Source organism: Kordiimonas sp. SCSIO 12603 (assembly GCF_024398035.1).
GTDB lineage: Bacteria > Pseudomonadota > Alphaproteobacteria > Sphingomonadales > Kordiimonadaceae > Kordiimonas.
Genome location: NZ_CP073748.1, coordinates 2,156,045 through 2,169,452 on the forward strand (window position 1 = coordinate 2,156,045; position 13,408 = coordinate 2,169,452).

Here is a 13,408-nt window from a genome sequence, read left to right on the forward strand (position 1 = left end):
TATTTTCCTATGAATATACTCATACGGAAACAGGGGAAAGGGAGTTCCGATGGATGATATTCAGTTTCTTGAAACTTCAGCAGATGTAATTGCTGAAAAGCTTGCTAAACAGCGTGCTGCCTATCTTGCTGAAGGGGAAGTTTCATCCGCCGTTCGGAAAGACCGTCTTCGCCGCGCGCAGGACTGCTTGTTCAACCATAAAGATGAATTCATTAAACTGATTTCTGATGATTTCGGAAATCGCTCTGCGGAAACTACGCTGTTTGCTGATGTGGCGGCGAGCGCTGGCGCACTCCGTGACGCTATCAAGCATGTTGATCGGTGGATGAAGCCGTCTAAGCGTTCACTCCAGTTTCCGCTTGGTTTATTGGGGGCAAAGGCTGCTGTTGTACCGCAGCCAAAAGGTGTGGTTGGCCTTATCACCCCTTGGAACTTCCCGCTTACGATGGTTTTTGTACCGCTTGCGCAGATGCTGGCAGCTGGTAACCGGGTGATGATCAAGCCGTCTGAAGCGACACCGCGCACATCAAAATTCCTCGCGGAAGTAGTTGCTAAATATTTTGATGAAACTGAAGTAACGGTAATTACGGGTTCCGTACCTACCAGTCAGGCCTTTTCAAGCCAGCCATTTGACCACTTGATGTTCACGGGCGCACCGGCTGTGGGTAAACTGATTATGCGAGCAGCCAGTGAGAACCTTACGCCTGTAACGCTTGAACTTGGCGGTAAAAGCCCGGTTGTGGTGGGCAAAAGTGCTGATCTTTCCATGGTCGCGGAGCGTGTGGCGACCATGAAGCATATGAATGCTGGCCAGATCTGCCTTGCGCCAGATTATGTGAATATTGATAAAGCTCGGCGTGATGAATTTGTGGATGTTTACACCAAAAAGGTAGAAAGCATGTACCCGGCCATGCTTTCAAATGATCAATATACCTCAATTATCAGCAAGCGGCACCGGGAGCGCCTTGAAGGTTATATTGAAGATGCCCGCGAGAAGGGCGCAGATGTACGCATTATTAATCCAGCAGACGAGGATTTTGCTGGCCAAAATCAAGCCAACAAACTGCCTTCTGCCCTTATCCTCGATCCTTCTGAGGATATGAAGGTTATGCAGGAAGAAATTTTTGGCCCGATCTTACCTGTACGCACATATGAAAGCACAAGTGAAGTGATTGAGTATGTGAATGATCATGAACGCCCACTGGCTCTCTATTATTTCGGGCAGGATGCTGCGGAAGAGCATGAAGTGCTTACACGTACGACATCTGGCGGTGTAACAGTGAATGATGTTCTTTGGCACGGTGCCCATGAGACACTGCCATTTGGCGGTGTGGGCAATAGTGGTATTGGCCATTATCACGGTTATGAAGGTTTCCTTGAATTTAGCCACCAGAAATCCGTGCTCAAGCATCCAAAACTTAGTATTGGTAATCTGCTTGGGGTGGTGCCACCATATACGAGTAAACTTACCAAAAATATTGAGCGCCAATTGAAACGCTAGGGGGAAAGTGTGCCTGAGTTTGGTTTTAACAGTGTTGGCTCTGTCCTGATTGAGGATGGGGCCGCTTCCCATTTAGGAGAAATCCTGAAAGCTCGTTTTGAGCTTGAGAATATTATGCTGGTAACTGACAAGTGCCTTGTGGACCTGGGCCTTGTTGAGCCCGTTGTGAAATCGCTTGAAGCCGCTGGTATTCCAGTGATTGTGTTTGATGAAGTGGAGGCTGATCCTTCTGAAGCAACGGTTAAAAAAGCTGCGCTCAAGGCAAAATCCTTCAGTGTTGACGGTGTAATCGGTTTTGGTGGCGGTAGCCCTATGGATGTTGCCAAGCTTGTCTCTGTTCTGGTGAAAGGTGAGCAAGAGCTTTCTGAGATGTATGGCGTTGATCAGGTTAGAGTATGTAAAGTTCCGCTTATTCAAATCCCAACAACCGCGGGGACGGGTTCAGAAGTAACGTCTGTTTCCATCATCACGACAGGTGAAAACACCAAAATGGGTGTTGTAAGCAGCCGGATTATGGCTGATCTCGCTGTGCTTGATGCCACGCTTACATGTGGTTTGCCTGCGCATATAACCGCGGCTACGGGCATTGATGCCATGGTACATGCAATTGAGGCTTACACAACAGCTATCAAGAAAAACCCCATGTCTGATGCGCTCGCCAAAGAAGCGCTTCAACTGCTTGGTGGGAATATTGTTGAGGCCTGCAAAAACGGCAATAATATTGATGCAAGGCGCGCTATGCTTACAGGCGCAATGATGGCTGGGGTTTCTTTTGCGAACGCACCAGTAGGGGCAGTGCATGCGCTGGCCTATCCGCTTGGTGGGCAATTCCATATTCCGCATGGGCTTTCTAATTCACTGGTATTGCCGCATGTACTGAAATTCAACACCCCGAAAGCTGATCATCTTTATGCAGAACTTGCGGATGTAGTTGGGCTGGCGGGCGTCACCAATATGCAGAAAACTATCGAATTCATTAAATGGCTTGATGACATCGCAGAGGCGGTGGGTATTGAACGGCGCTTAAGAGATGTACGCATTCCTGAAAGCGCTATTGAAGGCCTTGCGGAGGACGCGATGAAGCAAACACGTTTGCTGGTGAATAACCCCCGTGAGGTAACGCTCAGTGATGCTCGCGCAATTTATGAGGCCGCGTGGTGAGCGATAAAACAATAAAACGGCCGCTTTCTGCTTATCCTCATGTAGCTGATATCCAAACTCGATGGATGGATAATGATGTTTACGGCCATGTGAACAATGTTGTTTACTACAGCTTCTTTGATACGGCTGTGAATGAAATGCTCATCAAAGCTGGTGTGCTCGATATTCATAGAGGTGAAGTCATCGGGCTGGTGATTGAAACCAAGTGCGAATATTTTGCGCCAGTTGAGTTCCCAGATGGCCTTAAAGCAGGCGTAGCTATATCCCATTTGGGCAATAGCAGTGTGCGCTATGAGATTGGCCTTTTTAAGGAAAATAGCGAGGAAGCCGTAGCGCAAGGACATTTTGTTCATGTTTATGTGGACAGATCGTCTCGTCGCCCCACTTCATTACCAAAGGACCTGCGTTCGCTGTTGGAGACACTCCTCCTGGCGGCGTAAACCACTGATTGGGAGGGAAGTTTGGACGTTAAAGGTAAAGTTGTCGTTGTAACGGGCGGCGCGAGCGGTATTGGTACGGCTCTGTGTAAAAAGTTCGCTGCTGAAGGTGCAAAAGCTGTTGCGGTAGCTGATTTGGATTATGACGGTGCATCAAGTGTGGCTGGCGAAATTGGTGCACAGGCAAAAGCGTACCGTCTTGATGTAACAGATCAGGAAGCTGTGCAAAGCATGGTGGATGATTTTGAAGCCGCTCAGGGCCCAATTGATATGTATGTATCAAATGCGGGTATTATCTTTTCTGATGCACCAGACTGGACAACAATCTCCCAAACGAATGAACAGTGGCAAAAAATCTGGGAAGTGAATGTGTTTGCGCACATCCTTGCTTGCCGCGCTGTGTTGCCGCAGATGATTGAACGGAAAAGCGGTGCTTTCATCGTGACGGCTTCAGCTGCTGGCCTTCTTAGCCAGATTGGCGATACATCCTATTCTACGACAAAGCATGCGGCTGTTGGTTTCGCAGAAAGTATGGCTATCTCCCATGGGGATGACGGTATTTATGTGGCTTGCCTGTGCCCGCAGGCCGTTAAATCCAAAATGACGGCAGATGCGGAAGATAGCTCTGCAGCGGTCGACGGTGTGATGGAAGCAGATGAGTTTGCAAACCGTGTGTATGCGCAGATGCAGGAAGGTCGATTTATGATTCGTCCACACGATACTGTAGAAGGATATTTCCAAGCCAAAGCAGCGGATTATGACCGCTGGATTGGTGGTATGCGCAAGTTCCGCCGCAATCAGATGCAAGCAACCGGTAAGCCGATTTAGGAGTATTTATAATGGATTATACAAAATTAATGGATTTCACCGGCAAGGTGGTTTTTGTTTCTGGTTCTTCTCGTGGTATCGGTGAGGCGCTTGTACGCGCGTTTGCGGCAAATGGGGCGCGAGTTATTGTATCTTCCCGTGATCAGGCGGCTTGTGATGCGGTGGCGGAAAGCATTCGCGCTGATGGTGGTGATGCAAAAGCAAAAGCGGCGCACGCAGGAAAAATGGAAGATGTAGCGGCTGTATTTGACTGGATTAAGGAAGAATACGGCCAGCTTGATGTGCTCGTGAACTGTGGCGGTACAAACCCGTTCTACGGCCCAATTGCGGACACCCCAGAAGCAGCGTTTGATAAAACCATTGATGTGAATCTTAAGGGCCCATTCTATCTTTCTTCAGAAGCCGTGAAGATGATGAAAGAAGCAGGTAAAGGCGCAATTGTGAATGTGGCGTCCATCAATGGTATTACACCGGGCCATCTTCAGGGCATTTATTCCATGACCAAATCCGCAATGATTAACATGACTAAGGCATTTGCTCGTGAATATGGCCATGACGGTATCCGTGTAAACGCAATTTGCCCGGGCCTTGTTGAAACCAAGATGACAGAAGTATTCACATCAAATGATGAAATGCTTCAGAAGTTTACGAACCAGTTCCCAATTCCACGTGCGGGTCAGCCTCATGATATGGTGGGTGGTGTGCTTTATCTGGCATCGGATGCGGCAGCCTTCACAACAGGCACGACACTTGTGATGGACGGCGGTGTAACAGCATAAGGAACTGATATGTCTGAACTTAATAAAACCGTTGCTGTACGAGAAGGTGAGGAACTGGATGCTGGATTGATTGATGGCATCCTGAAGGAGCGCATCGAAGGCCTTGAAGGTACACCTGAAATTCGCCAGTTCGCGAGCGGGCAATCAAACCTTACATATTCAATCGCCTATGCGAACAGAAGTCTTGTATTGCGTAGGCCACCGTTTGGTACGGTGCCAAAATCAGGCCACAGTATGATCCGCGAATATAGCGTGATGAATGCACTGAAGCCTGTTTACGGAGCGGTTCCAAACACGCACTTCCATGTGCCGACTGAAGGCAGCCTGCTGGGTGCCGAATTTTATGTGATGGACCTTGTGGCTGGCCGTAAGCTTGAGCGCAAAATCCCTGCTGAATGGAACTTCACCACAGAAGATACCCGCAAGCTTGGGCTTTCGTTCTTCGATAAGCTTATTGAGCTGCATAAGGTTGATTTCAAAGCTATTGGACTGGGTGACTTTGGGCGGCCGGAAGGCTATGTTGAGCGGCAGGTTCTTGGCTGGAACAAGCGCTACGAAAAAGCTATGACTGATGATGTACAGGATTTCGCTGACGTTCGGAAATGGCTTGAAGAAAATATGCCAAAGGCTGAAGTGGGGCATTCTATCCTCCACGGTGATTACCGTTTGGATAACGTGATCTTGTGTGAAGAAAATCCTTTTGAAATCAAAGCAGTACTTGATTGGGAAATCAGTGCGCTGGGTGACCCGTTGATGGATCTCGGTAATACTTTGGCCTACTGGACACAGGCCGATGATCCAGAAGGCATGAAAGCCATGTCGATGCAGCCAAGTTTTGCTGAAGGTATGCCGACACGTGCTGAAATTTGTGAAATCTATGCCCGTGAAACGGGCTATGATCTTAGCAATTTCAATTATTACTATGTTTACGGTGTATTCCGTCTGGCGGTGATTTTGCAGCAGATTTACTACCGCTATTTCCATGGGCAGACTAAAAACAAGAACTTCGCTGGTTTTGGCGTGCAGGTGGATATCCTAGGCAATTATGCTCGCCAGCTCATCGAAAAACCGGGTATGTAGATAGCTATTGATGGTAAGTAAAAAGGCGGTGCTCAATGAGTGCCGCCTTTCTTGTATCTGCTCTTTTTTGGGGCGTTATTTGCCTGAAAGCTTTTCTTTTTCCTCGTTGGTCAGGCGCAGGAGGCCTTCCTGTGACGTTGAGGCGAGGAGCCGACCGTCACGTGCATATAGCGCACCGCGGGCGAGGGCGCGGCCTTTGCCGCTCCAGTAGCCTTCGGTTTTATAAAAAACCCAATCATCAACTCGGAAATTCTCCCGGTGGAACCAGATAGCATGATCAAGGCTAGCAACGGTTTTAAGGCGCTTATCACGCGGAATAATAGCGTGTGGACGCATGCTGGCTGATATCAAACCAAAATCAGAAACATAAGCGAGCAAACGGTCGTGGAGCAGTTGCTCATCACCGATTGGTTCTTTCATTTTGAACCAGAAACCAGTTACTGGGTCTTTCGGTTCAGGCTTCAGGATATCCATCCGGTCAATAGAACGCATTTCAACAGGCAGGAACGCAGAGTTTGGTCTTGATTTACCAAGCTCCTTCATTACCCGCTCGTAATAAGCTTCATCACTTTCGAGATCATCAGGGCCGGGTACATCGCTTAGATCAATCTGGTGTTCCATTCCCACTTCGCCCACATGGAAAGAGGCGGCGAGTGTGAAAATTGCCTGCCCGTTTTGGATAGCGTTCACACGCCGTGTAACAAAGCTTCTGCCGTCTCTGATTGGGTCAACATCATAGATGATGGGCTGACCTGCGATACCTGGGCGAATGAAATAGTTATGGAGAGAATGCAGGCGGAACTCAGGGTCCACTGTTTGCGTGGCGGCGTCCATTGCCTGCGCAATCACATGGCCACCAAACACGTGCTTATTGGGCCATTCATTTGGGTCACCTCTGAAGAGGAGATTATCGAGACGTTCAATTTCTAAGCCATCAAGAATAGCTTTAACATTAGACATAAAATTCCTTAACTCGGGGATTAATCTCGGAAACTTGGGTCAAGACGGTCCATTTTCCGGAGAAGTGCAGGCCACGTGAAGTTATCTGCGCCATTAGCACCTGCTACCACTAACAGGTCGCGCAAGGCATTGTTCAGGGCGTCTTCACTCATGCTGTAAAGTTCTTGGCCTGTGCTTTCAGTGAGAATTTGGATTTTGCAGGCTTTCTCAAGGAAATACATAAGCTCAAATGCTTTTGCCACGCTATCACCAACAGTTAGCGTACCGTGGTTCCTTAGAATAAGGGCATTTTTTTCACCCATGTCTGCAACAAGGCGTTCTTTTTCGCCGTCATTTACGGCAAAACCTTCATAATCATGATAGGCTACATTGGCCCACGCAGGAATGGAGCTTTGGCAAAGAAGCTTAAGGCCTTCTTTCTGGTTGGAAACAGCTACGCCGTAATCTGTGTGCAGATGAAGCACACAGTTGGCGTCATCTCTTGCTTCATGGATTGCACTATGGATAACAAAACCTGCAGCGTTGGGGATATAGGGTGTATCCATCAACACATTACCGTTCAAGTCCACTTTAATTAGGCTGGAGGCTGTGATTTCATCAAACATTAGCCCTAGCGGGTTGATAAGAAAATGGTGATCGGTATTAGGGATGCGGGCGGAGATATGGGTGTAAATCAAATCATCCCAGCCAAAATGCGCCACAAGGCGGTAGGCCGCCGCCAAATTCACTCGAGCTTCCCATTCTTCAGCTGAAACTTGATCTTTTACCGAGTTAATTTCCAAAATTCCCGGTTTCGCCATGATAACCTCCTGTCCCCAATTCCTAAGACTGTGTCACTATAAATGACATTCATTAAAAAGGTAGGCTGAATTGAAAAAAGGTCCAGCAGGTGGTTATTCTTCTGGGTGCTCGACGGCATAGGCTCTAACAGGCTCTCTACCAACACCAGCAACAGATTGAACGGCAAGGGGAAGATGCTTTCCTGCGGCCTCCAGCCATGCGGTGGAACGGAACCTTAGAACAAGGAGAAGTGCTTTGATGGCATAATCAGCGATAATAACCGCATACATCACTTCTACGCTATACCCCATATAGGCAACGGCAAAGCCAATGGACAGGCGCCCAACAATCATACCGGCAAAGGTTACAAACAGTGGGTACCGAGTATCACCCGCGCCCCTAAGGGCTCCGCCGATTGCGAATTCAATCGCCATCAATGGCTGTACAACCGCGAGAATCAGGATGAAGTATTCCGTGTGGGCACGTACTTCCGGGTCAATCGACAGCATAGCGGCCAGCGGTGTTTTAAGGGCGTATGTGATAAGAGCCATAATCGTCATACAGATGATGGCGAGCCGCATAGTCATCCAGCCGTTGGCAATGGCACCTTCAGGGTCAAGTGCCCCTAAATGCTGGCCGGCCAGCGTTGCACTTGCCGTACCGAAACCAAGGCCCACGACAATACACACACTAAGTACTGTAATGCCGATACCGTAGGCTGCAAATGCGGCGGTACCGTAACCAGCCACCAGCATCATAAAGAGGAGGAAGCTTGATTGGATAAGGATTTGCTCGAGCGCAGCGGGAGCGCCAATTTGAATAAGCTGGCTAAGGCGGTCTCCGTTAAAAGCTTCGCTGGGTTTTGGCTTCAGCACATAGCGGCGCGTTAGCCAGTGAAGGAAAAACCACAAAAGTACCAGGCTTTGACCTAAGCCTGTGCCCCACGGAATGCCTGAAATGCCCAGTTCAGGTAAACCAAACTTACCATAAAGAAATGCGTAAGAGCCAAGAATACCTAGGATCGTGGAATATGCAGTGAAAACAAGAGGCCGCATTACATCTCCAATCGCACGAAAACTGGTGGCGATTGTAAGCGTAATAGCGAAGACAATATTCAAGATAGCTGTTGGCCGGATGTAATCAGCAGCCATTTTACTGGATGCAGGATCTAGTTTGAAAAGCCCAACCATTTGATCAGCACACAGATATGTAACGCTGCCTAGAATAATAGAAATGAATACGGAAAGAGAAAGCGAGCTGGTTGTGGCCGCTGAGGCTTCACTGGTATCCTCGGCTCCCCACGCTCTGGCGACAACGGCTGTTGTCGCTACAGAAAGCGCCATAGCTGCAGCCATTAAAAGGAAATGAATGCGCCCGCCCGTTACAACAGCAGCGCTGGCTTCAGAACCAAGAGGTGCAACAATCCACAGGTGAGCGAATGAAATCGAAACCATCAGGATATTACTGATGATGTTCGGCCCTGCCAGTTGCCAGACTTTCCTGTAAGATAATTGATCCATAAAACTGGATGAACTTTCACATATATACTGCGATAAAATACTCAAAAGAACATTAGCTTAAAATGACTTAGTTCGAATGTGATGGGTGTCACAGAATTTCTTCAAAAATCTGGAAGGGCGTTATTCTGCGGCCTTTACGGCACTATGGCTTTGCTAGGGCTGTGCTGGATTTTGTCAAATACAAAAAATTATGTCTTTTAACCTTGAAGCGGCGCCTAATCGCCTTACCCCTTATATGCGAATTGAATTTGGCCGAAGATCGGCGAGTGGGAGGGTTATATGAGTGATTTAGAGGCGTTTCGTAGCGAAACCCGTGCCTGGCTAGAAGAAAACTGCCCAGCAACCATGCGAAGTGGAGTAGGGGAGTCCCTCACAAGCGGCGAAGGTGATATTTGCTGGGGTGGACGTAAATTCCAGTTTAAATCAGAAGATCAGAAGCTTTGGCTTGAGCGTATGGGCTCTCGCGGTTGGACAGTGCCAACATGGCCTACCGAATATGGTGGTGGCGGTCTTTCGAAGGATGAAGCGAAAATCCTTCAGGAAGAGCTGCGCCGTATTAAAGCGAAACCAGCGCTTGTTTCTTTCGGTATCTGGATGCTTGGTCCTGCGCTACTGAAGTTTGGAACACACGAACAAAAGCTTGAGCATCTTCCAAAAATCGCACGCGGTGAAATTCGCTGGTGTCAGGGGTATTCTGAACCAAACGCAGGATCTGACTTGGCGTCGCTGGCAACAAAGGCTGAAGATAAAGGCGACCATTATATCGTAAATGGTCAAAAAGTATGGACATCATACGCGGATCAAGCGGATTGGATTTTCTGTCTTGTACGCACCAACCCTGATGACAAGCATAATGGTATTAGCTTTGTACTGTTCGATATGGAAAGTGAAGGCGTTTCCACAAAACCAATTCAGTTGATCTCAGGTTACTCGCCATTCTGTGAAACATTCTTTGATAATGTAACAGTATCTAAAACGAACCTTGTTGGTGAAGAAAATAAAGGCTGGACGATTGCCAAGTATCTTCTCACTCACGAGCGTACTGGTATCAGCGATATGGGTATGCCAGCGCCGCTCAACAGCCTTGCAGTTGAAAAATTAGGTACGATTGATGGCGAACTGGAAGATAAAATGCTTCGCCATCAGATCGCAGAGCATGAAATTGATGCTGCTTCTTTTGTGTTCACTATGGAACGTGCGAAGGATGAAGCCAAAGCGGGCGGCGATATGGGCGCCTTTTCTTCCATGCTTAAAGGCTACGGCACAGAAATTAATAAAGCCCGTCATGAGCTTATCGTGAAAGTAAACGGTTCTGATGCCTTCGAATGGGAAGGTCAATTCTCAAACAATGGCGAAATTGCAAGAAGCTGGCTACGTACGAAAGCCAACTCAATTGAAGGCGGTACCACAGAGGTACAGCTGAATATCATTGCAAAACGCATTCTAGATTTGCCGGCGTAAGGGGGAGTTTGACCAATGGCTATGATTTTGAATGAAGAACAGCAACTGCTGAAAGAATCTGCAGAAGGCTTCTTTAACGAAAAAGCACCAATTTCCCAGCTGCGTCAGCTTCGTGATGATAAAGACGAGACAGGTTACTCGAAAGAGCTTTGGACAGAAATGTCAGAAATGGGTTTCGCGGGCCTTCTTGTTGATGAAGACCACGGCGGCACAGGTTTTGGCGTGATGGGGGCAGGTATTGTTGCGGAAGCAATGGGAAGAACGCTTTCTGCATCGCCGTATTTTGCCAGTTCTATTGTTGGTGCATCGCTTATTAAGATGGCGGGCAATGATACGCAGAAATCAACCCTGTTGCCTGCAATCGCCGCTGGGGAGACAATTGTTACCCTCGCTGTTGATGAAACAAGCACACACAATCCCGAACGTACCTCTGTAAAAGCTACATCTGCTGAAGGCGGTTATGTACTGAACGGCATGAAAACATTTGTACCTGAAGGCCATGTGGCTGATCAGATTATTGTCCTTGCTCGCACGTCAGGTGATGCGGGTGATGCGAACGGCTTAAGCCTGTTCCTTGTTGACCGCCGTGCCGCTGGTGTGATTGCGGACCGTACAGTGATGTCAGATAGCCGTAACTGGGCGAAAATTACGCTAGAAGGTGTGAAAGTTTCTGCCGAAAATCTTCTTGGTGAAGAAGGTGCGGCGATGAAAGCACTGGGACCAGTGCTTGATAAAGCAAATATCATTCTGGCGTCTGAACTGCTTGGTATTGCGCAGGAATGCCTAGACCGTACAGTTGCTTACCTGCAGGAGCGCAAGCAGTTTGGCGTGCTAATTGGTTCTTTCCAGGGGCTTCAGCACCGTGCAGCCCAGCTTTTCAGTGAAATTGAAGTAACACGCTCTGCGGTCATGAAAGCGCAGCAGATGGCAGAGATGGGCGGCGATGTAAGTTGGTTTGCAAGTCTTGCAAAAGCAAAAGCCTCTAAAACTGCTGAACTTGCTACGAATGAAGCTATTCAAATGCACGGCGGCATCGGCATGACGGATGAATTTGATATCGGTTTCTTTATCAAACGTGCCCGTGTTGCGCAGACACTTTATGGCGGTTTCAATTACCACGCAGACCGTTTCGCACGCACTAGCGGTTATTAAGGGGGAAATAGATGCTTGATGCACTGGAATTGCCGGAAGTTGATCCAGCTACACCGATAGATACCGTTATGCGCGGTCTTTGTGCGCCGGGTATGCCGTTTGAAACCGTTGAGCAGGAAATAGACGGTATCACGCACACGGTTTTTAAAAACCAACCGCCAACGATGCGCGAAGTCCTCATAATGCTGATGGCTCATGATGAGAAGGAATTTCTCGTTTACGGAGATACCCGTCTTAGCTTTAAGGAAACACTGGCGCGCGCTACACAGCTATCACAGGCGCTTGTTGATGATTTAGGCGTGAAAAAGGGCGACCGTGTCGCGCTTGCGATGCGTAACTATCCTGAATGGCCAATTGCTTATATGGCGATTGTTGGTTCCGGCGGTATTGCGGTGTTGATGAACGCTTGGTGGACCGAAGAAGAAATGTCTTGGGCCATGAATGATTGCGGTGCCAAAGTTGCTGTTTGTGACGGTGAACGCGCCAGCCGCCTCGGTGCATACATCAGCGATAATCCCGATACACAGGTTCTTGTTGCACGGGATGAAATTGAAGAAACAGCAAACATCCGTCGGATGGAACCTTTCCTTGAAGGAAAATCACCATTTGTATGGCCTTCTATTCCTATGGAGTCTGATGATCCGTGCCAGATGCTTTACACATCGGGCTCAACAGGCTTTCCAAAGGGCGCATATTCAAGCCACCGTGCTGTGAATGCTGTTCTCTTTAACTGGATTGTGGTGGCGCTTTCGCTCAAGATGCTTGGCCGTACGAACCCGGACCCTGATTTCCAGCCGATTATGTTGGTTGCTGTACCCTTTTTCCATGTAACGGGGCTTATGCCTGTTCTTATGGTTTCCGCTATTGCTGGCCGTAAGCTTGTGCTGATGCACAAATGGGATGTGGAAATGGCGTTCCAGATGATTGATGCTGAGGGCGTTACTTCATTTACAGGCGTACCGACTATGTCGTATGATATGGCGGCATCCCCGCTTCGTAAAAATTACGATTTGTCTACGCTTGTTGATATCGGCGGCGGTGGTGCTGCACGCCCGCCAGAGCATGTAAAACTTATCAAAGAAGCTTTTAAGGAAAGTAGCCCGGGTATTGGGTACGGCCTTACAGAAACAGGTTCGCTTGGTGCGCTTCTTTCTGGCGATGAATATGCAGAACGCCCTAATAGTGTGGGTAAAGCAACACCGCCGATGGTAAGCGTGAAAATCGCTGGCGCGGATGGTGCACCGCTTGCAAATTATGAGCGTGGTGAAATTTGCATCAAATCGGTTACCAACGTGAAAGGTTATTGGAATAACCAGGAAGCCACAGACCGTGCATTCAAGGACGGTTGGATGCATACAGGCGACGTTGGTTATATTGACGATGAAGGATATATTTTCATCGTTGACCGTATGAAAGATATCATCATCCGTGGTGGTGAAAACATTAGCTCCCTTGAGGTGGAAGGTGTGCTGCATGCACATGCAAAAGTGGAAGACGTAATGGTCTTTTCACTTCCTTGTCCGCACTTGGGTGAAATTGTGGGGGCTGCGATTGTGCCTGGGGAAGCAGGTGTAAACGCGGCAGAAATTCTGGACGAAGCGAAGGCACATCTTGCGGCCTTTAAGATCCCTGAAAAAGTGTGGATCAGAGAAGAGCCAATGCCGCTTATCGCTTCCGGTAAAATTGATAGAAAAGCAGTGAAAGCCCATTACCAGGAAATGTGGCAAACTGAACAAGAGGGGAATTAAG

At 48.3% G+C, this 13,408-nt stretch carries 12 protein-coding genes; 9 read left to right on the top strand and 3 right to left on the bottom strand.

Going from position 1 to position 13,408, the window contains the following annotated elements; genetic code table 11:
* The first annotated feature begins 49 nt into the window (after positions 1-49).
* The 6 genes from KFE96_RS09960 to KFE96_RS09985 are packed head-to-tail and all read left to right on the top strand — an operon-like array spanning position 50 to position 5,786.
* Positions 50-1,501 carry a coniferyl aldehyde dehydrogenase gene (locus tag KFE96_RS09960; RefSeq protein WP_255832461.1) on the top strand — a complete coding sequence of 484 codons (1,452 nt, stop codon included), beginning with the start codon at positions 50-52 and terminating at the stop codon, positions 1,499-1,501.
* Positions 1,502-1,510: 9 nt separating this feature from the next.
* Positions 1,511-2,662, top strand: a complete 1,152-nt coding sequence (locus KFE96_RS09965; RefSeq protein WP_255832462.1) for an iron-containing alcohol dehydrogenase — start codon at positions 1,511-1,513, stop codon at positions 2,660-2,662.
* Positions 2,656-3,102 carry an acyl-CoA thioesterase gene (locus KFE96_RS09970; RefSeq protein ID WP_370650514.1) on the top strand — a complete coding sequence of 149 codons (447 nt, stop codon included), beginning with the start codon at positions 2,656-2,658 and terminating at the stop codon, positions 3,100-3,102. The genes KFE96_RS09965 and KFE96_RS09970 overlap by 7 nt, the downstream gene beginning before the upstream one ends.
* Before the next feature lie 21 nt (positions 3,103-3,123).
* Positions 3,124-3,927 carry an SDR family oxidoreductase gene (locus tag KFE96_RS09975; protein WP_255832464.1) on the top strand — a complete coding sequence of 268 codons (804 nt, stop codon included), beginning with the start codon at positions 3,124-3,126 and terminating at the stop codon, positions 3,925-3,927.
* Between the two features lie 11 nt (positions 3,928-3,938).
* On the top strand, positions 3,939-4,706 hold the full coding sequence (locus KFE96_RS09980) for a glucose 1-dehydrogenase (protein WP_247018582.1): 768 nt from the start codon (positions 3,939-3,941) through the stop codon (positions 4,704-4,706).
* A 9-nt stretch (positions 4,707-4,715) separates the two neighbouring features.
* On the top strand, positions 4,716-5,786 hold the full coding sequence (locus KFE96_RS09985; protein WP_255832465.1) for a phosphotransferase family protein: 1,071 nt from the start codon (positions 4,716-4,718) through the stop codon (positions 5,784-5,786).
* A 75-nt stretch (positions 5,787-5,861) separates the two neighbouring features.
* Here KFE96_RS09985 and KFE96_RS09990 read toward each other — a convergent pair whose 3' ends face one another.
* From KFE96_RS09990 to KFE96_RS10000, 3 genes are all read right to left on the bottom strand, one after another.
* Positions 5,862-6,746 (bottom strand): acyl-CoA thioesterase II, encoded by an 885-nt coding sequence (locus KFE96_RS09990; protein ID WP_247018593.1) that lies wholly within the window; start codon positions 6,744-6,746, stop codon positions 5,862-5,864.
* 20 nt (positions 6,747-6,766) lie between these two features.
* Positions 6,767-7,546, bottom strand: a complete 780-nt coding sequence (locus tag KFE96_RS09995; RefSeq protein ID WP_255832466.1) for a class II aldolase/adducin family protein — start codon at positions 7,544-7,546, stop codon at positions 6,767-6,769.
* A gap of 93 nt (positions 7,547-7,639) precedes the next feature.
* Entirely contained in the window at positions 7,640-9,046 is a 1,407-nt protein-coding gene (locus tag KFE96_RS10000) for an MATE family efflux transporter (protein WP_255832467.1), read from the bottom strand.
* A 279-nt stretch (positions 9,047-9,325) separates the two neighbouring features.
* Here KFE96_RS10000 and KFE96_RS10005 point away from each other — a divergent pair, with 279 nt between their 5' ends.
* From KFE96_RS10005 to KFE96_RS10015, 3 genes are read left to right on the top strand one after another with little or no spacing between them, the layout of a single operon-like run.
* Positions 9,326-10,507, top strand: coding sequence for an acyl-CoA dehydrogenase family protein (locus KFE96_RS10005; protein ID WP_255832468.1), 1,182 nt, complete (start codon positions 9,326-9,328; stop codon positions 10,505-10,507).
* A gap of 15 nt (positions 10,508-10,522) precedes the next feature.
* Positions 10,523-11,659, top strand: a complete 1,137-nt coding sequence (locus KFE96_RS10010) for an acyl-CoA dehydrogenase family protein (protein ID WP_255832469.1) — start codon at positions 10,523-10,525, stop codon at positions 11,657-11,659.
* An 11-nt stretch (positions 11,660-11,670) separates the two neighbouring features.
* Positions 11,671-13,407 carry a class I adenylate-forming enzyme family protein gene (locus KFE96_RS10015; RefSeq protein WP_255832470.1) on the top strand — a complete coding sequence of 579 codons (1,737 nt, stop codon included), beginning with the start codon at positions 11,671-11,673 and terminating at the stop codon, positions 13,405-13,407.
* Position 13,408 lies beyond the last annotated feature (1 nt).

Bases quoted from the DNA above. Each gene is read 5' to 3' on its own strand.
- KFE96_RS10015 (WP_255832470.1), top strand. From the start codon at position 11,671: ATGCTTGATGCACTGGAATTGCCGGAAGTTGATCCAGCTACACCGATA.
- KFE96_RS09995 (WP_255832466.1), bottom strand. From the start codon at position 7,546: ATGGCGAAACCGGGAATTTTGGAAATTAACTCGGTAAAAGATCAAGTT.
- KFE96_RS10005 (WP_255832468.1), top strand. From the start codon at position 9,326: ATGAGTGATTTAGAGGCGTTTCGTAGCGAAACCCGTGCCTGGCTAGAA.
- KFE96_RS09960 (WP_255832461.1), top strand. From the start codon at position 50: ATGGATGATATTCAGTTTCTTGAAACTTCAGCAGATGTAATTGCTGAA.
- KFE96_RS10000 (WP_255832467.1), bottom strand. From the start codon at position 9,046: ATGGATCAATTATCTTACAGGAAAGTCTGGCAACTGGCAGGGCCGAAC.
- KFE96_RS09980 (WP_247018582.1), top strand. From the start codon at position 3,939: ATGGATTATACAAAATTAATGGATTTCACCGGCAAGGTGGTTTTTGTT.
- KFE96_RS09990 (WP_247018593.1), bottom strand. From the start codon at position 6,746: ATGTCTAATGTTAAAGCTATTCTTGATGGCTTAGAAATTGAACGTCTC.
- KFE96_RS09985 (WP_255832465.1), top strand. From the start codon at position 4,716: ATGTCTGAACTTAATAAAACCGTTGCTGTACGAGAAGGTGAGGAACTG.
- KFE96_RS10010 (WP_255832469.1), top strand. From the start codon at position 10,523: ATGGCTATGATTTTGAATGAAGAACAGCAACTGCTGAAAGAATCTGCA.